We start from the raw sequence: 18674 nt of genomic DNA, 5'->3' as shown, positions 1-18674 counted from the left end.
TGTCGACGACGAAGAACCAATCCCCGGTCGCGGCATGGTGCCGCGCGGCCGGGCGGGCCGCGGCGGGCGGCCGGCGTCGTCGTCGCCAGGTGAACGCTCATCGGCCGAGCCGATCCACGCAGACGAACCTGAACTCCCCGGTGTACCGCCGGCCCTGGGCGTCCTTGAGCCACAGCTGCTCCGGGCCTGGCAGCATCTCGCTGAACCGGAGCTGGGCGTTTCCCCGCCGTCGCAGTCGGTGGTTGAGCACCGCCAGTGACATCGGGTTCGACAGGTCGACGTGGAACGGCTTGCGTTCCCCGGCGATGGTGGCGAAGACGTGCCGGGGCAGGCCCAGCTCGTCGCGCAGCCGACCGGCCGCGGCATGCGACACCCGAGCCGCGCCGTCCAGGCGCCCCGCCGGGACCGTCCACGACTCCCGCGCCACGACCAGGTTGTCGACCGTGACCCGCGGCTGGTGGGGGCGGGTCGGCAACATCCCGAACCGCTGCGCCGCCGCGTGCGACAGGAAGTCGCCCAACACCTGCACCGCCGGGGCCTCGAAGTCGCCCCGCACGTCGGTCACCACGAGTCCCGCGTCGCCGCGCCGCAGCCGTAGCCGGGAAGCGGGCAGCAGCCTGTCGGCCGGCCCGTACGGCGCCTCCGCGGTGAGTCCGAGGTAGCGGTACCGCGCCGACAGGTACGTGTCCGGCGGCACCGTACGGGAGTTGAGCACGCCCGCGCCGAGCTGGTAGAGCGGCATGACCCGGTCGTCGCCCATCGCCTCGTCGATCAGCGCGTACAACGCCGGGCGATCCGGATGGAACTCGTACGCCGACAGCACGTCCATGGTCTGCATGGCCGGATGCACCTCGCCCAGCACCGTCAACGCCCGGCCGGCGCGCACCTGCTCCAGGTCCGTGGCCGCGAACATCAGGTCAGGGCTGTGCCAGCGGGCCTGCGCCCACAGCGGCGGGCCGGCCGGGAACGCCGCCTCGACCCCGGCCCGCAGGCCCTCGCTGGTCAGCTGCACCGCCCTGGCGTCGGGATCGGGCACCAGCAGGCTCTCCCAGCGGCGCCGCAGCTCCGCGGCGGCGGCCTCCGCGGGCGGCGACGAGTCGCCGTACGTGGCCGACCTGCCGACCATTTCCATGACGTTGAGCAGCGGCACCCCCGCCACCGGGTCCACCTGCGGCGTGAGCCACGCCTCGTACTCGGCGGCGGTGCGGCGGCAGTACCACGCGGCCCCGGCGAGCACGAGGTCCAGCGCCGGTCCGACGTCGGCGAGCAGCCGGGTGCTCAGCGAAACGTCGAGGTCGCCCAGGCAGTCCTGGAACAGCACGGTGCGCCCGGCATAGAAGTCGCCGGCCCGGTGGTACGCGTTGCCGCTGGTCAGCTCGACGAACCGGTCGTCGAGGTCGGTCAGTGCGGCGTCGAGCGCGGGCAGGTCCTCGCGTACCGCGGCCACCCGGTCCCGCGCCTCGACGACCCGGTCGAGGTCGGTCAGCGCCGCCGCGCGTCGGGCCGGGTCGGTCACCCGCAGCAACTGGCCCCGCAGCGCGCGCTCCGGTCTCACGCCTCGGATCACCGCGAAACCGCTGGTCAACAGCCGCATCGTCCGCAGCCGGTCGATCTCGGCGAGCACCGTGTCGCGGTCGGTGTCGGCGACCTCCGCCACGACGTCGTCGACGGTACGACGGCCGTCGCACAGGTGCAGCACCCGGCTGCGCAGCGCCGACAGCCGCAGTTCGGTGCCGTCGGCGAGCAACAGCGTCTCGCCTTCCAGGTGAGTCACCGGCGCCCGTCGCGGTACGGTCCAGCGGCTCAGGTCGTGCCGTTCGTGCAGGGCGTCGGTGACGGCGCGGATCGCCCACGACTCGAAGAACGTGCCACGTTGCCGTGGTGGCCGGCCGGCTTCGCTGACGTCGGTGGGCCCGTCGGTCCACTGCCCCCAGACGACCGGGCCGAAGAAGCCGATCATGTCGTTCTTGGCGCAGTACCGGGAGGCGTAGGCCCACAGTGCCCGGTCCCGTTTGCGTTGTTCGCTCGGCTTTCCCGCCTTCTCGCGGGCACGGTAGCGGCGACGGTAGACCGCGGGATTCTGCCACAGCAGCGCCTCCCGCAGCCGTGGCTGCTCGTCGACGGCTGCCAGCGCCTGGTGAGCCGCCTTCTCGTCGACGTCGAAGTCGCCGGTCGCCTCGATCTCCAGCCAGTCGAACGGCATCCCGGCGGTACGCGCCACGAGGGTCGGCCACACCCGCCACCGTTGTCCGTGGCCGAACTCGTACTCAGCCGATGGCATTGGCGGTCCGGTCGGAATCCGAATCCAGCAGGCCCGCCAGTTTGCGGATGGTCGGGTACTCGAACATGTCCGCGGCGGACAGCTCCACCGTCAGCCGTTCCCGGATCCGCGACGCCAACTGCACCACCGTCAGCGACGAGCCGCCGAGCAGGAAGAAGTCGTCGTCGATACCGACCTGGGTCAGCCCGAGCGACTCACACCACAGCCGCGCCAGCTCCCGCTGCACCGGTGTCTGCGGCGCCACGAACGTCGTACCGATCGTGCGTACCGGCTCGGCGACCGTCTCCGCCGCCTCGACCGCCTGCTGGTTGAACGTACGGGCGATCGCCAACCGCTCCGGCAGCGATCCGATCGACGTGATGACCTGCGGCCCCGGTCGCAGCCCCATGATCCGCCGGAACAGTTCGCCGCCCTCGGCGTTGGTCAGCATTCCGGCACCGCGAGCGGCCTGCCCGACCCCCGGCGCCGCGGCCGTGACCGTCGCCGCCTCGTCCACGCTGCGCAGCGAGTACCCCTTCACGGTCACGCAGACCGTGCCGTCGGCGTCGACGATGACCTCGTCGATCTCCATGAACTCCGGTCGCGTCGGGTCGCTGTGATAGGTCTGCACCACCCAGCACCGTTCCGGAATACGGCGGTGCACCTCCACCGACCGGTACAGGAACGGCAGGTAGCGGCGGCCCTCGACGCCGGACAACCCGTAGACCGCCCGGTCCAGCAACGCCGGATGCAGCGCGTACCGGTCCGCGTCGTCGCGCCCCACCGCCGGCAGCTCCAACTCGACCAGGCCCCGGTTGTCCTTTGCCCAGTACCGGCTGACCGCCTGGAACCGCTGCCCGAACGCGACGAGCCCCGAGTACGGCTGGGTCGCGTCCTCCTCGACCAGTTCCTCCCGGAACTCCGCGATGTCGATCCGCTCGGCGGTGCCCTCCGGTACGGCACGGACCTTGCCGCGACAGTGCACCGTGGCCGACTGGCCCGTGAGGGCGAAGCTGATCGCGAACTCGAATCCGCCCGCGTGGGCCGGCGACAGCGTGATCGTTCCGGTCGCTGCCGTCGTGACGCGCACCGGGTCGATGAAGACGACGTCCTCGAGCCGTACCGGCACCTCACCCCACACGTGCCGGGCAGCCGCGTGGACCATTTCCAGCAGGCTCGTGCCGGGCAGCACACCGACGCCGCCGATCCGGTGGTCGGTCAACACCCAGTGGCTGTCCACGTCCAGGTCGACCTCGAAGGTCCAGCCCTCCCCGTCGGGCGACGCGCGGTGCACCAACGGGTGGTCGAGCGCCGTCACCGCCGAGCCGCCCCGCAGCCGTCGCAGGGTGCGGAACCCCTCCCCGGCGCGGTCGGTCGACACCATGCCGACCTCCTGCCAGCCCCACCAGTTGATCGCCACCACGTACGGCGAGCCGTCCGCGTGGGACGTGGCGTACGCGTCGAGGAACGTGTTCGCCGCCGCGTAGTCACTGTGCCCGTAGTCGGCCGACACGGCGACGATCGACGAGAAGAGCGCGATGAAGTCCAGCTCGGGCAGCTGACCGGCCCGCACGAGAGCGTCGAGCACGAGCGTGCCACGCACCTTCGGTGCCAGCACCCGATCGGCCGTCTCCGCGTCGTGCAGTGCCAGCAGTTGTCCCCCGGCGATCCCGGCCGCGTGGATGATCCCGGTGATCGGGCCCAGCTCGGCCTGGCTCCGCCGCACCACCGACGCCATCGCGTCGGCGTCGGTCACGTCGGCGCGCAGCACCAGTACCCGGGCGCCGCTCGCCTCGATCCGCCTGACCGCCGCGATCTGGTCCCGCACGCCGTGCGGCGTACCCGGGTCGTCCCAGCGCTCCCGGTCCGGCAGTCCGCCCCGGCTCACCAGCACCAAGTCGGTCGATTGCCGCTCCGCCAGGTCCTGCGCGATCGCCAGGCCGAGACCGCCGAGCCCACCGGTGATGAGCAGGACGCCGCTGCCGTCGACCGGCCGCGGCACGCTCCCCGGTTCGTTCGGGATCGACGCGTGGTGGTGCACCCAGCGCCGATGTCCGCGAATCGCCACCAGTTCCGCGTCGCCGCCGGCACCGATCTCACCGACCACGGCCACCGCGACCGCCGCAGCGGTGAGCGCCGCGTCGACCTGCCGCACCCGTACCGTGCTCAGCTCACGCGGCAGGGTACGCAACGGACCGGCGACGGTGGCGCCCTCGGGCCGCGCCGGCTCGCCGTTGACCGACCACACCCGGTCGGTGACCGCCACCAGCTCCACCTCGGCCCGGAAGGTCCGCAGCATCGCCTTGGCCAGCGCCGCCATCCGGTGGTAGCCCCGCATCGCGACCAGTTCCGGATCGACGGCCGGGCCGCCGTCGAACACCGCGTAGACGATGCGGTCCGGCAGCAGACCCGCCTGGTACACCGCCTCCACCAGCAGTTCCACGTCGTGGCTGTCGTCCGGGTCGAACTCGTAGCCGTCCGGCGCCGACACGAATCCCGGGCCGGCGTACGCGGGCAGCACGAACACGTCCCGCCGCCGGGCCTCCGCGATGATCTCCGCGCCCACCGGGTCGTCGCCCGCGAGGACCAGCCACGTCTCGCCGAGCAGGCTCCCGCCCCGGCGCGGCACCGGCTGCGACCGCCACGCCGGCAGGTACAACGGCGTGAGCAACGGGTCGTTGGGCACCTCGACGTCGTCCTCGAACACCCCCGGGCGCACCGGATCCGGGTCCACCCAGCAGCGCCGCCGCTCGTAGGGGTAACCGGGCAGGCTCACCCGCCGCCCGCCGTCGGTCGTCCGCACCGCCGAGAAGTCCAGGTCGACGCCGGACACCCACAGCCGGCCCACCGTCGTCGCCAGCACCGTCACGTCGGTGGCGGTGGTGTCGTTCGGCAGCGCCATCGTGGTCAGCGCGCTCGTCGACCGGCCCTGGCTGGCGGCGTACTGGCGGGCGAAGACGCACATCGACTGCCCCGGCCCGACCTGGACGTGTACCGCGTCGGCCAGCTCGTCGAGCCGCGCCAGGCAGTCCTCCAGCCGCACTTCCTGCCGTACGTGCGTCGCCCAGTACGCGGCGCTCGTCGCCTGCTCGTCGGTGATCCAGTCGCCCGTGACGTTCGACAGGTACCGCAGCCGGGGCGCCTGCCGGGGGAAGCTGTCCACCAGCGCTGCCAGGTCGTCGCAGATCGGCGCCATCATCCGCGAGTGGAACGCGTGCGACGTGCGCAGCAGGGAGCCGGACAACCCGATGTCGGCAAGTTCCTGCGCGAACTGCTCGACCGCGGTCAGCTCACCGGACACGACGCACGACGACGGCGAGTTGCTCGCGGCGATGTCCAGCTCGCTCGGCAGCATCGCCCGTACCGCTTCCGCGCCCAGCGACAGCGACAACATGCCGCCCGGCGGCAGCGCCTGCATCAGCTGTCCCCGCCGCGCGACCAGCCGCAACGCGTCCGGCAGCGTGAACACGCCGGCGACCGTCGCCGCCACGATCTCCCCGATGCTGTGGCCCAGCAGCGCCACCGGTTCGATGCCGAACGAGCGCAGGAGTTGCGCCATGGCCCATTCCACGGTGAACAACGCGGGCTGGGTCACGGCGGTCTCGTTGAGCTTCGCCGCGGCCTGCTCGTCGGTGACCTCGGCGTTCAGCAGCTCGCGCAGATCGAACCCGAGCAGCGGCGCCAACTGGTCGGCGCAGGTGTCGACGGCGTCCCGGTAGACCGGCCAGGTCCGGTACAACTCGCGCCCGGAGCCCGGGAACTGCGCGCCCTGGCCGGGGAACAGGAACGTCACCTGCGGCGACCCCGCGACCCCTGCGACGGTGCGTACCGTCGGCTCGCCGGCCAGCTCCGCGACCGCCGCCTGCGGGTCGCCGGCCACCACCAGCCTGCGGTGCGCGAACGCGGCCCGCCCTTCCTGCAACGTGAACGCCACGTCGGCCGGGTCGTGCCCGGCGTCGCCGAGGTGCTCGGCCAGCGCCGCGCAACTGGCGGCGAGGGCGTCGGCGGAACGGGCGGACACCGGCCACAGCTGCGGCGTCCCCGTCGTCCGAGCCGGTGGCTCCGGCGGCGCCGGTGGCTGCTCGACGATGACGTGGGCGTTGGTGCCGCCGATGCCGAACGAACTCACCGCGGCGATCCGCAGCGCGTCCCGGTCGCGCCACTCGGGGTTGGACCAGTGCTGGACCTCCCTGGCCAGCCGGAACGGGGAGTTCGCGAGGTCCATCGCCGGGTTCGGCTCGACGCAGTTGATGGTCGGGGTGATGACGCCGTCGCGGACCGCGAGGATCGCCTTGAGCAGGCCGACCGTTCCGGCCGCCGGGCCGAGGTGACCGAGGTTGCCCTTCGCCGAACCGAGCCAGCAGTACTGGCGACGTTCGGTGCGCTCCCGGTATGCGGCGCTCAGCGCCGCCACCTCGATCGGGTCACCGACACGCGTGCCGGTGCCGTGCGCCTCGACCATCCCGATCGCCTCGGGATGCACCTGGGCGTCGTCCAACGCCGCCCGGACCAGCTCCAGCTGGCCGTCCACACCGGGCGCGGTGAACCCGGCCCGCCGGTTGCCGTCGTTGTTGACCGCGGAGCCCTTGATCACCGCGTACACCTGGTCGCCGGCCGCCGTTGCCGCCGCCAACGGCTTGAGCACCACCAGCGCGCCGCCGTCGGCGAAGATCGTGCCGGTGGCATCGGCCGCGAACGGACGGACGTGCCCGTCCTGCGACAAGATCCCACCCTCCAGGTACGGGTAGCCGCCGCCCAACGGCAGGTCGACCTGCACGCCGCCGGCGATCGCGACATCGCACTCGCCGCGGCGCAACGCCTGCATCGCCTGGTGCACCGCGACCAGGGACGTCGAGCATGCGGTGTAGACGGACACGCTCGGACCCATGAACCCGAGGCGGTACGACACCAGCGGGGCGATGTAGTCCGGGTTGTTGCCGGTGCTCATGCTGGTCAGGCCGGCGGCGCGACTGACGGCGCGGTTGCGTTCGATGTAGTCGGTCCGGTACCGGTTCGTGGTCGCGCCCCCGAAGACGCCCACCCGCTGCCCGATCCCGCGCGGGTCGTAGCCGGCGTCGGTGAGCGCGGTGTAGGAAAGCTCGAGGAACAGCCGGAACTGCGGATCGCAAAGCTCGGCCTCACGTTGTGTGAATCCGAAGAACTCAGGATCGAACAGGTCGAGATCGGCGGCGGTACTTGTCACCGGTTGGAAACCCGGCGTGTCCACCGCTTCGGACGGCAGTTGCCGTGCGCGCGCCACCTCGGGGGCGAGTCGCTCGACAGACTCCACACCGCCTTGGAGGTTGCGCCAAAACTCACGGACATTGCGTGCGCCCGGTAACCGTGCCGCCACTCCGACAATAGCTATGGCGTTGTCGAATGCGCCGTGAGTGTCTGTCACCAACACTCCCTTACATTACTTTTGGGCCAGCCAGCCTCCGGGACGATAGTCGGGCGTCCAGGGCATGTCAACGGTCACTGCGCCACGCCTCCCTCATCGGTTCCCAGCTACACTGACGCGTGCCACAAGACCCCCTGAGCCGCTTGAGTAGCGAATTTGCCGATTACGCGACAGTCGGCAGTCAAATGGTCATCGCCGAGGCGATGGGATTGTTACAGCTGCCGCCGATCCACGTTACTCTCGGTGAGTTGGGCATCATCGACGGGGAATGGGAACGCATCCGGCGCGACCTGTTCGAGATTTTCCACCTCCGCGCCGACCCGGCGGCACTCAGCGTGCTGACTCCGGCACAGCTCGGCCAGTTCATCGCCGACCAGCCGATCAACCGGCCCGGCCCGCAATTGCGCCTCGCGGGGGGAAGCGGCACCGCGACGTGGCTGGTGCACGGTGCCGACGGCGAGGTGAGCTGGTTCCTCAAGCACCTCGACGGGATCGGGTTGCCGACCCCCCTGATCGGGCTGCGCGCCCCCGGTTGGTACGACGAGCCCACGCCCGCGTCGATCGAGGAACTCGCCGTCCGGTACACCGACCAGATCCGTGCCGCCCAGCCTGCGGGTCCCTACCGGCTCGCCGGATACTGCGCCGGCGCCGTCATCGCCGTCGCGATGGCGAACCTGCTGGAAGGCCGGGGGGAGACGGTCGAACGGATGTTCTTCATCGACCCGGACCTGCGGCACCTGGCCGCGTCGAGACGCGACGCCGTCATGTTCCGGCTGCACCAGCTCAAGCGCCGTCCCGAACCGGCCGCGCGCCTGCTGCGCAAACCCGCGACCGACACACCGCTCGCCCAGGTGCTGGAACGCATGGACGATCCACGCCCCCACCAGGACCCGATGGAACGCGTCCTCTACCGCGGGCTCGGGGTCGTCGCCGACCTGATCGGCCTCACCGGTGGCGACACGCTGGCCCCGGTCGCCACCGCGGCGACCGCCTGGTTCACCGACTCCTACCTGACGTCGATCGCCGAAAGCAAGGACAAGGTGATGGCACACCTCGCCACCATGTTCAGCGACGGCGTCGACATCCGGTACAGCCCCTCACACACGGAGATATTCGCGACCGCCGAATTCCGTGACTGGCTCATCCAGTACGCCGCAGCGGAAAGCCACAACGCCGCCAGATAGCCGCCATCTCCCGCAGCCCAGCAATTCGCTCGTCCATCGTCGCACCGCGTGGCGCGACCGACAACGTGCCGAGACCGGCTGCGGCGTACGCGCGCACCTTGGCCTCGATCCGCTCGGCGGGGCCGATTAGGCACGTACGGTCGAGGAATTCAAACGGCACCGCCGCGAGCGCGTCCGGGTCGCCTTCCTGGAACAGTTTCCGCACCTTGTGCGCCGCGTCGCCGTAACCGAGTCTCTCGGCCTGTTCGACGTAGAAGTTGCGGGCCGTGCCGCCCACGCCCAGGAATTGGGCGGCATACGGCCTCACCCTGTTCGCGCACGCCTCCAGGTCATCACCGATCGCCATTGGCAACGTGGCGACCAGATCGAACTCGGATTTGTCGCCCGACGCCCGGTCCCGGCCCTTCGCGATATGCGCGAGGGTCTCCGCCACGCCCTCCGGCGGCAGGAAGAGCGACAGCGATCCGTCGGCGATCTCCCCGGCCAGTTCCAGATTCTTCGGCCCCAACGCCGCCAGATAGATCGGCAGGTCGCCCCGCAACGGGCGCATCGTCAACCGTTGCGGCTCGCCCGGCGCCCCGGGCAGCGGCAACGTCGTGTGCCGCCCGGCGAACCGGACCGGCCGGCGGGTCAGTGCCGCGCGGACCACGGCCACGTACTCCCGGGTACGGGTCAACGGCTGTCCGAAGGGCACCCCGTACCAGCCCTCCGACACCACCGGGCCGGAAATCCCCAGCCCCAGTCGGAACCGGCCGCCGCTGGCCAGGTCGAGCGTCGCCGCGGTCATCGCCGTCATCGTCGGCGCCCGCGCCGGAATCTGCATGACCGCGGCACCCAGGTCGATCCGCTCGGTCTGCGGGGCCAGCCAGCCCAGCAGCGTCGGCGCGTCGCTGCTGTACGCCTCGGCGATCCACAGCGCGTCGTACCCCAACTGGTCCGCCGCCTGCGCCAACGCCAACAGATCATCGAGACTGGTCCGGTCGTGCAACATACCGAGACTGAGTCCGAGCCGCATCGTCATGCCCCATCCGATTGCTGGTCCAGCACGAACCCGGCCAGGGCCTGCGGTGTCGGTGCCGAGAAGATCGCGGCCAACGGCACATTCACCCCGGTCGACCTGGTGACCTCCTGCGCCAGTTTCGCGGCGAGCAGCGAATGACCGCCGCTGCGGAAGAAATTCGACTGTTCGTGCAGCTGCGGCGCCCTGAGAATGCCCCGCCACAACGCCACGAACTCGCCGACCAGGCCGTCAACCACCGGAGCACCCTCGGCCGAATCGGCCCTCCGGGCCGCTGCCCGCTGTTCGGCCATCGCGGTCAGCGTCGGATAGTCCACCTTGTCGTTGCCGGTCGTCGGCATCACTTCCAGCACCGCCACGTCGGTGGGGACCGCGTACGACGCGAGCTGGTCCTTCGCGAAACGCCACACGTCGTCGGCGATGTCCGCGTCGGCACCGCGCACGAAGGCCACCAGTGCGCCGTCGGCGCTCGGATCGCCGGCCAGTACCACTGCGGCGGCGCTCACCCGCGGATGCTGCTCCAGCACCGCCTCCACCTCGCCGAGCTCGATCCGGTGCCCCCGCAGCTTGATCTGACGGTCGGTGCGTCCGCGCAGTTCGAGCGTGCCGTCGTGACGCCAGCGGCCCACATCGCCGGTGCGGTAGAACCGGCCCGCACCGCCGAGCTCACCGAACCGCTGCGCCGTCAACTCGGGACGACGCAGGTAGCCGATGGCGACGCCGTCGCCGCCGATGCACACCTCGCCCGGCATTCCGGGCGGCTGCGGCCGGCCCTCCCCGTCGGCGATGACCACGGTGGTGTTCGCGATCGGCCGCCCCACCGCCACGCCCCCGTCGATGTCGGTGACCAGCGCGCTGGTGGACCAGATCGTCGTCTCGGTCGGCCCGTACACGTTCCACAGCGTGCAGCCGGTCGCGAGCAGCGCCCGCGCCAGATGCGCCGGCAGCGGCTCACCACCGCAGAGGACCCGCCGCCCCCGCAGCCGGCCCTTCGCGTCCTGGACCACCAGCCGCCACGTCGTCGGCGTCGCCTGCAGCACCGACACGTCGTAGCGCTGCACCAGGTCGAGCAGGACCGCGCCGTCGCTGCGGGCGGCGTCGTCGGCGACGACCACCCGGGCGCCGGCGACCAGCGGCAGGAAGATCTCGAGGGCGGAGATGTCGAACGCGTAGGTGGTCAGCCACAGCAGGGCGTCCTGGCTGGTCACGCCGATGTCGGCGATGAAGTGCCGCACCACGTTCGCCAGGTTGGCGTGGCTGATCACGACGCCCTTCGGCAACCCGGTCGAGCCGGAGGTGTAGATGACGTACGCCGGATCGGTCGGCGCCGGCGCCTGCCAGCCGCGCTCGTCCGGATCCACCGTGCCGAGCTCGATCACCCGGCAGCCGGCGGGGACCACGCCCGGCGGTGGCTCCCGGTCCGCCAGCAGCACGGTGACCTCGGCATCCGTGAGCTCGTACGCGAGTCGCGCGGCCGGCTGGTCCGGATCGAGCGGCAGGTACGCCGCCCCCACCTGCCAGATGCCCAACGCGGCCACCGCGCACGGGAAGTCCCGTTCGGCGTAGAGGCCGACGATCGCGCCCCTGCCCACCCCGGCCCGCGCCAGCAGCGCGGCGACACCGGCCGCCCGCGCCACCACGTCTCGGTACGTCCACGTCACGCCGTCGCGACCGATGATCGCCGCCGATTCCGGCCGGGCCGCCGCCTGCGCGGCGATCTCCTCCGCCACCGTTCTCCGCGGGCCGTCGACCGTCGTCGCGTTGGCGTCGTCGACCACGGCCCGATCCGCGGCGCTCCAGACGTCGAGCCCACCGATCGGCCGGTCGACCTGAGCCGGCAGGCTTTCCAACACCGCCTCGTACCGCGCCAGAAGAGCGACGATGTCGTCCGCGTCGTGGACGTCCGAACCGTAGACCGCCTTCAGCGTGACGCCGTCGCCCTCGCGCGTCACCACCAGTTCGAGGTCGACCCTGCTGTGATCGCTGTCGATCTCCCACAGCTCCGCCGCCAGCTCGTCCCGGCCGCCGGTCATCGGCTCCGGCGGCGGCCGGTAGTTGAACATGTGGCGGAACGGCGGCACCCACCACGCCGCGTCGTTGCGCGTGTGCGACGTCTCCAGTCCCTCGTAGGAGACATCGGCGTGGTCCATCGCGGTGACGAACAACCGACGGACTTCCCGCACCAACTCATGGAACGTGCGTTCCGGTGCCACATCCAGCCGCAACGGCAGCGTGTTCATGTGATAGCCGACCGCCCGACGGGCCGCGCCGTCCCGCAGATCGACCGGGACCCCCACCACGACGTCCTGGCCCGCGCCATGGCGCATCAACAGCACGTAGTACAGCGCCAACAACACGATGTTGTCGGTCGCGCGGCACGCCCGGCGCAGGTCTCGCATGCCGGCGAGCGCCGCCGCGGACAGTCGCCGGGTGACGGTGCCGCCGGCGAACGTCGGCGCCGCCGGGTCCGGCCGTCCGAACTCCAACGCCGCCGGAACGCCCGGCAGGTCCGCGAGGTGCCGCTGCCAGAAGGCGAACGCCGCCGCCGTCGGCTCGGCGAGCTCCGGGGCCGGTCCGGGCCCGGCGAGCTCCGCCGGCGGCCGGCCGTCGACGAGCATCGCCGGATACAGCGCCGCGAACTCCTCGATCAGCACCGCGCCGGACACCGCGTCCACCGCGAGATGGTGCAGGCACAGGCAGATGAGGTGCCGGTCCGGGCTTCGCACCAGGACCGCGCGGACCGGGATGTCGACGGCGAGGTCGAACGGCCGCCCCGTGACGGTCCGGCACACCTGACCGGCCTCGTCGGACGCTGCCTGCACCACCTCGAGCGGCACCGTCGCGGACTCCGCCACCACCCGCGTCGGCAGCCCGTCAACCTCGACGAACCGGGTCCGCAGCGCCCGATGCCGCCGCGCCAACTGGTCCAACGTCGCCTGTACCGCCGCGGTGTCCAACCGTTCCGTCGTCACCAGCGCCAGCGGCACGTTGTTCACGCCGGTCTCCGGCAGCAACCGCTCCAGCATCCACAGCGCGTTTTCCTTCGCGGACAACACGGTTCACCTCACCCGATCGACGTCGAGGACGTCATGGCAGTCGTCTGATGCGGTTCGCCGAGCGCGGGCGGAGCGACCCTCGAGTGAGGACGCGAGCCACCTCTGCCGGTGACAGTCAGTGACCCGGCCGTCCGGATCGCGGACGGCGTCGAGGCGCACCCGCACACCGTCGGAGGCCGCCGCCCGGACCAGGCGGAGCAATGCGGCTTCCGGCACACGAACCCCCTGAGGCGCGACTCCGAGCCGCCCGCGACGAATGATCCTCGACAGGCTACGGCGCACGTCACGTGGCATCAAGCGGATGCCACACGCGGACGCGACCCCGACCGCCACACCGCACCGCCGGCCCTCGAACCCGGCCCCGGGCCCCCGCCGCGGCAGCGATGCCGATCGGTCGGTAGAACCGACACAGACTCGGGCAACAAGGGGACCCCGAGGGCTGCCAAGGTCACTCAGCGTCAGATTGCCGGCACTCCGCCGTCAGGCGGACGCGGCCGGCCGTCGAGCGCCGGCTGCGCTGCGGCGCGCCGGAGGCCGCCGCTCAGCGATCCGGGGCGTTCTCCGCGAGGTACATCTCGAGCTGGATGTTGTCCGGGTCCCGGAACGCGATCAGCGTGAAGCCCATCGGTGGCGTAACCGTGATCCCGGAGTGCGCGACGCCGGCATCGGTCAGCCGGGAGGCCCACGCCTCCAGCTCGGCCCGCGTCCGCACCGCGAACGCCAGGTGGTCGAGTCCCGTCCGATGTTCACTGAACTCCGCGCCGGCATCCGCGTGCCGGTGCGTCGTCAAAGCGATGACGGCTCCGCTCGGGTGGCGCATCAGCTGCCGGTCGAAGCTGTCGGTGTCCCACCGGAACAGCGGTGAGAAGTCCAGGACGTCGCTGTACCAGCGTACCGAGGCATCGAGGTCGCGCACGTTCAGCGCGATGTGGTGGATCCCTGAGAACCCTGCTACCGCCACGTCTCACGCCTTTCGCAACCGTCGGCCCCCGCTGAACAGTAAGGCGGATGCTACGGCGCGGCCTGGAGCGGCTGCACACGCCGGCCAGCCTGATCACGTCACCGCTGATCGCCGCCGTCGACGCCAGCGCCCGGCTTGCAGGTCAGGGTTGATCCCGGCGGGTTGAGTGGATGGCGAGCAGGGCCATGTCGTCGGTCGCCTGCTCGGCGGCGAGTGTGGTCATGATGCGGGCGCAGACCGATTCGGCGGGACCTGGCTCGACGGCTGAGCAGAGCCGTTGGATGCCGACGTCGATGACTTCGCCGCGGCGTTCGACGAGCCCGTCGGTGTAGCAGATGAGGGCCGCCTCGGGCGGGAACACGACTTCGGTGTACCGGCGGGCCGGCTGGCGCGGGCCCGTGCCCAACGGAAGATCGACCGGATTGTTCAGCGCGATGGCTGGCCGGCCCGGCGCGGCCAGGATGGGTTGCAGGTGCCCGGCGAGGGACAGTCGGATGGTGGTGCGGTCCGGGGAGATCATGGCGTACAGGACCGTGGCGAGGTTCCCGGTCTCGAAGTGGTGGACCTTGCGATCGAGCAGGGTCAACGCGCTGGCCGGGTCGTCGCAGACCAGGGCGTAGGCGCGCAGTGCGCTGCGCAGGCGGCCCATCACCACGGCGGAGCGCAGTCCGTGTCCGGACACGTCGCCGATGACGACCCCCAGCCAGCCGGAGGGCAGCGTGAACACGTCGTACCAGTCGCCGCCGACGCCGGCGTCGTGGCCGGGGACGTAGCGGGCGGCCATGTCGACGCCGGGCGCGTCGGGCAGGTGGGTGGGCAGCAGGCTGCGTTGCAGGGCGAGGGCGGCGGCGCGGTCCATGCTGCCGGCCTCGGCCTGGCTGGCGAGGCTCGCCCTCTCGCCGGCCAACTGAAGCAGCTTCACGTCGTCATCGGTGAATCGATGCGGCTTGAAGCAGCCGACGTGCAATACGCCGATCACCTCGCCGCCGGCGAACATCGGCACGCCCAGCAGTGAGCGGACCCCCTTGCCGAAGAGGATCGGGCTGACCACGTCCCCGGCCGTGAGGTTGTCCAACATGACGGGATGCCTGTCCCGAGCGATCCGGCCGGCGAATCCACTGCCGACGGAGATCCGGACACCCCTGCGGACCTCCTCCTCCAGCCCCTTCGCCGCGGTGGCCACAAGCTGCTGGGCGTGCACGTCCAGCAGCAGGATGGCGGCGGTGTCAACCCTGAGCGCCTCTCGGACGCGGTCAAGGAGCTCGTCGAGGAAGTCGGTGACGCCGAGCTGGGACAGCGCGACATCGGCGACCGCCTCGATCCGGCGCAGCCGCTCGTCGCTCCCACCACCCCGCGCCATCACCGGAAGCGTAGCCCTCCCCCGGCCGGAACAGACCCCGGGAACGACCCGTCTCGGACCGGGCCGTGGCGCACCGCCCGCCAGTTGGCACAGGCTTATCGGCGTGACCTCGGAGGGTGCGCCGGCCGTCCGGGCGGCGCCCGTTGACACCGGGGAGTTCAAGGCTTAGAACAAATCATTGATAGTTGTGAATAGTAAGTTCGTCACCGGAAGGCGCCACCCCACGCCCAAGGAGGACCCGGAGCATGCACCGACCAGGCCCGTCCCGTCTGCTCAGCCTGCTGACCGCCGCCGTCACCGCCACGTCCGCGCTCGTAGCCGTCGCCCCGCCCGCCGAGGCCGCGGCGGCCGATCTCACGCAGCACGTCAATCCGTTCATCGGCACCGACGACAGCAACGCCCCCAACCCGGTGGGCGGCGGCGCCGGTGGCAGTACGATCCCCGGCCCGATCCAGCCCTTCGGCATGGTGCAGCTCAGCCCTGACACACCGACGGCCTCGCCCTCCGGCTACCGCTACAGCGACACCGAGATCGAGGAGTTCAGCCTCACCCACTTCAACGGCGCGGGCTGCCCCAACAACGAGGACCTCGGCATCCTGCCGATCACCGGCGCCCTCGGGTCCTCACCCGGGACGTCCTGGACGTCCTACCGGGCCACCCAGAACAAGAGCCAGGAGCAGGCCAGTCCCGGCTTCTACCAGGCGGTGCTCAGCAACTACGGCAACACGAGGGTGGAGGCCACGGCGACCACGCGCACGGCCGCCCTCCGCCTGACGTATCCGTCCAGCACCACGGCCAGAGTGTTGATCAACACCAGCCGCAGCGCCACCGGCAACCGGAACGGTTCGATCACCATCAGCGGTTCCTCCGTGACGGGCAGCGTCACCGGCGGCGGCTTCTGTGGAACCGCGAAGACCTACCAGATCTTCTACCGGATGGAGTTCGACCGCGCCCCGACCGGGGTCGGCACCTGGTTGGGCGGGACGGTCAACGCCGGATCGGCCAGCACCAGCGGCACGAACTCCGGCGGCTACCTGACCTTCGACACGTCCAGCAATCCCGTCGTGCAGGTCAGGGTGGGCATATCGTTCGTCAGCCAGGCCGGTGCCCAGGCCAATCTCGCCGGCGAACAGCCCAGCTTCGGCTTCGACGCGACGCGCGCGCAGGCCGCCGCCCGGTGGAACGCCGTGCTCAACCGGGTGCAGGTCACCGGCGGCTCCGGCGCCGACCTGCAGAAGTTCTACACCGCGCTGTACCGCGTCTTCATCAACCCCAACGTGTCCAACGACGTCAACGGGCAGTACCGCGGATTCGACAACGTCGTCCGCACTGCCGGCCACCCCGTCTACCAGAACTACTCCGGCTGGGACATCTACCGTTCCTGGGCGGCGCTGATCGCGTTCCTCGCACCCGACGAGGCAGCCGACATCGCCAAGTCCATGGTGCTCGACGGGCAGCACGGCGGCCTGCTGCCCAAGTGGTCGCACAACACCAGCGAGGCGTTCGTCATGACCGGGGATCCCGGCCCGATCGTCGTGGGCAGCCTCTACCAGTTCGGTGTCCGCGACTTCGACACCGCCGCCGCGCTGGCGCTGATGAAGAAGAGCTCCGCCGGCGGCACGACCCAGGGCAGCCCGGTCCGGGGGCGGCAGAGCGGCTACGTGCAGCGCCAGTACATCGACGGCGACCCCTCAGACTCGCTGGAGTACTCGGCGAGTGACTTCGCGGTCGCCCAGTTCGCCCGCGCCCTCGGCGACGCGGCCACGTACGACACCCACATGACACGGGCCCAGTGGTGGCGCAACGTGTTCAACACCGAGTCGGGTTACGTCCATCCGCGCAACGCCGACGGCACCTGGCCGTGGCCGCTCGACCCGGCCAGCCAGTCGAACTACGTCGAGGGCAACGCGTCGCAGTACACCTGGATGATCCCCTACCACCTCGGCGGCCTGATCGACCTGATGGGTGGCCGGCAGACCGCGATCCAGCGGCTCGACCACCACTTCACCCAGACCAACGGCGGCCAGTCGCAGCCGTACTTCTACATCGGCAACGAGCCGGAGCACGGCGTGCCGTGGGCCTACCACTTCGCCGCCGCGCCGGCCGGCACCAGCGCCGCGGTCCGGCGGATCATGAACGAGTCGTTCACCACCGGCGCCGGCGGGCTGCCCGGCAACGACGACCTCGGCGCGACCTCTGCCTGGTACGTCTGGTCCGCGCTCGGCATGTACCCGCCCACGCCCGGCGCGGACACCCTGGCCCTGCACGGGCCGATCTTCCCGTCGATCCTGGTCGACCGTCCGACCGGTGACCTCCAGATCAACGCCGCCAACGCCGGGCAGGGCAACCAGTACGTGCAGAGCCTGTCCCGGAACGGCTCGGCGACGCAGCGCACCTGGCTGCGGTACGGCGACCTCGCCGGTGGGGCGACGCTGTCGTACGCGATGGGCGCCGCGCCCTCGTCGTGGGGCACCAGTCCCGTCGACGCGCCGCCGTCGTTCACCGACGGGTCCACCCCGGCGGCCGCCGCCCCCGAGCTGGGCCCCAACCTGGCCGCCGGGAGGCCGGCCACCGGGTCGACCGGGTGCAACTCCACCGAGGGCCCCGACAAGGCCCTCGACAGCCGGCTCGGCAGCGCCAGCAAGTGGTGCTCGCTCGCCGCCGGCACCAAGTTCCTCCAGGTCGACCTGGGATCGCCCCAGACGGTCCGCTCGTTCGTGGTCAAGCACGCCGGGCTCGGCGGTGAGACCACCGGCTGGAACACCGGCGACTTCACGATCCAGACCAGCACCGACGGCAGCGCCTGGACGACGCGCGTCTCGGTATCCGGCAACCGGTCGAGCCGGACCTACCACCCGATCCTCGCGGCGACCGCCCGTTTCGTCCGACTGAACGTCACCACCCCCACCAACAACGGCAACAATGCGGCACGCATCGACGAGTTCGAGGTGTACGGCGCGAACAACCAGACCAATCTCGCACTGAACCGGCCGGCCACCGCGGACTCCCAGTGCGCCGCGAGCGAGGGACCCGAGAAGGCCGTCAACGGCAGCACCTCGGGCGGCGGCTCCGACAAGTGGTGCGCCACCGGCGGCACCAGATCCCTGCGCGTCGACCTGGGCGCGAGCCGCCGGGTCGGGTCGATCGACATCCACCACGCCGGTGCCGGCGGCGAGAACCGTGCGTGGAACACCAGGGACTTCGACCTGCAACTGTCCGCCGACGGCACGACCTGGACGACGGTGGCGCAGGTCAGGGGCAACACGGCCGACATCACCAGCCACCAGGTCTCGACGGACGGCCGGTACGTGCGCCTCAACGTCCTCACCGCCACCCAGACCACCGACACCGCCGCCCGGCTGTACGAGGTCGAGGTCTACGGAACCTGACGCCCCGTGGCTGGCCGCCCCGTACGGCCAGCCACGGTCAGGTCC

Annotated in this window: 8 protein-coding genes; 2 read left to right on the top strand and 6 right to left on the bottom strand. The window is 71.2% G+C overall.

Features of this window, described 5'->3' with window-relative positions:
- Nucleotides 1-97 precede the first annotated feature (97 nt).
- A complete protein-coding gene (locus tag ACQPZO_RS13435) occupies nucleotides 98-2281 on the bottom strand; it encodes a lantibiotic dehydratase (RefSeq protein ID WP_433350220.1) in 2184 nt (727 codons plus the stop codon).
- The gene (locus ACQPZO_RS13430) at nucleotides 2268-7613 is read right to left on the bottom strand and encodes an SDR family NAD(P)-dependent oxidoreductase (RefSeq protein ID WP_433350967.1); all 5346 of its coding nucleotides are present in this window, start codon (nucleotides 7611-7613) and stop codon (nucleotides 2268-2270) included. The genes ACQPZO_RS13435 and ACQPZO_RS13430 overlap by 14 nt, the downstream gene beginning before the upstream one ends.
- Before the next feature lie 233 nt (nucleotides 7614-7846).
- On the opposite strand from ACQPZO_RS13430, the gene ACQPZO_RS13425 reads away from it, so the two are divergent.
- Entirely contained in the window at nucleotides 7847-8845 is a 999-nt protein-coding gene (locus ACQPZO_RS13425; protein ID WP_433350218.1) for a thioesterase domain-containing protein, read from the top strand.
- On the opposite strand, the gene ACQPZO_RS13420 is transcribed toward ACQPZO_RS13425, so the two are convergent.
- The 4 genes from ACQPZO_RS13420 to ACQPZO_RS13405 all read right to left on the bottom strand — a co-directional run bounded on the left by ACQPZO_RS13420 (nucleotide 8802) and on the right by ACQPZO_RS13405 (nucleotide 15240).
- Nucleotides 8802-9860 (bottom strand): LLM class flavin-dependent oxidoreductase, encoded by a 1059-nt coding sequence (locus tag ACQPZO_RS13420; protein ID WP_433350965.1) that lies wholly within the window; start codon nucleotides 9858-9860, stop codon nucleotides 8802-8804. The two genes, ACQPZO_RS13425 and ACQPZO_RS13420, sit on opposite strands and share 44 nt — an antisense overlap.
- Before the next feature lie 2 nt (nucleotides 9861-9862).
- Nucleotides 9863-12916, bottom strand: coding sequence for a non-ribosomal peptide synthetase (locus ACQPZO_RS13415; protein ID WP_433350217.1), 3054 nt, complete (start codon nucleotides 12914-12916; stop codon nucleotides 9863-9865).
- Between the two features lie 544 nt (nucleotides 12917-13460).
- Nucleotides 13461-13880, bottom strand: coding sequence for a VOC family protein (locus ACQPZO_RS13410; protein WP_433350215.1), 420 nt, complete (start codon nucleotides 13878-13880; stop codon nucleotides 13461-13463).
- Nucleotides 13881-14022: 142 nt separating this feature from the next.
- Nucleotides 14023-15240: a PP2C family protein-serine/threonine phosphatase gene (locus ACQPZO_RS13405; RefSeq protein WP_433350213.1), complete on the bottom strand. Its 1218-nt coding sequence runs from the start codon at nucleotides 15238-15240 to the stop codon at nucleotides 14023-14025.
- Between the two features lie 245 nt (nucleotides 15241-15485).
- On the opposite strand from ACQPZO_RS13405, the gene ACQPZO_RS13400 reads away from it, so the two are divergent.
- Nucleotides 15486-18629, top strand: a complete 3144-nt coding sequence (locus tag ACQPZO_RS13400) for a GH92 family glycosyl hydrolase (RefSeq protein WP_433350211.1) — start codon at nucleotides 15486-15488, stop codon at nucleotides 18627-18629.
- Nucleotides 18630-18674: the final 45 nt, after the last annotated feature.

The sequence above is a fragment of the Micromonospora sp. CA-111912 genome (genome assembly GCF_050948415.1).
In the GTDB taxonomy this organism is placed as follows: Bacteria; Actinomycetota; Actinomycetes; order Mycobacteriales; family Micromonosporaceae; genus Micromonospora.
Note: the sequence above shows the minus strand (reverse complement) of the source record. Positions and strands in the feature narration are given on the sequence as shown.

What these genes read in the sequence shown, in the direction of transcription:
- ACQPZO_RS13425 (WP_433350218.1), top strand. Translation starts at nt 7,847, where the DNA reads ATGGTCATCGCCGAGGCGATGGGATTGTTACAGCTGCCGCCGATCCAC.
- ACQPZO_RS13400 (WP_433350211.1), top strand. Translation starts at nt 15,486, where the DNA reads ATGCACCGACCAGGCCCGTCCCGTCTGCTCAGCCTGCTGACCGCCGCC.
- ACQPZO_RS13420 (WP_433350965.1), bottom strand. Translation starts at nt 9,860, where the DNA reads ATGCGGCTCGGACTCAGTCTCGGTATGTTGCACGACCGGACCAGTCTC.
- ACQPZO_RS13405 (WP_433350213.1), bottom strand. Translation starts at nt 15,240, where the DNA reads ATGGCGCGGGGTGGTGGGAGCGACGAGCGGCTGCGCCGGATCGAGGCG.
- ACQPZO_RS13435 (WP_433350220.1), bottom strand. Translation starts at nt 2,281, where the DNA reads ATGCCATCGGCTGAGTACGAGTTCGGCCACGGACAACGGTGGCGGGTG.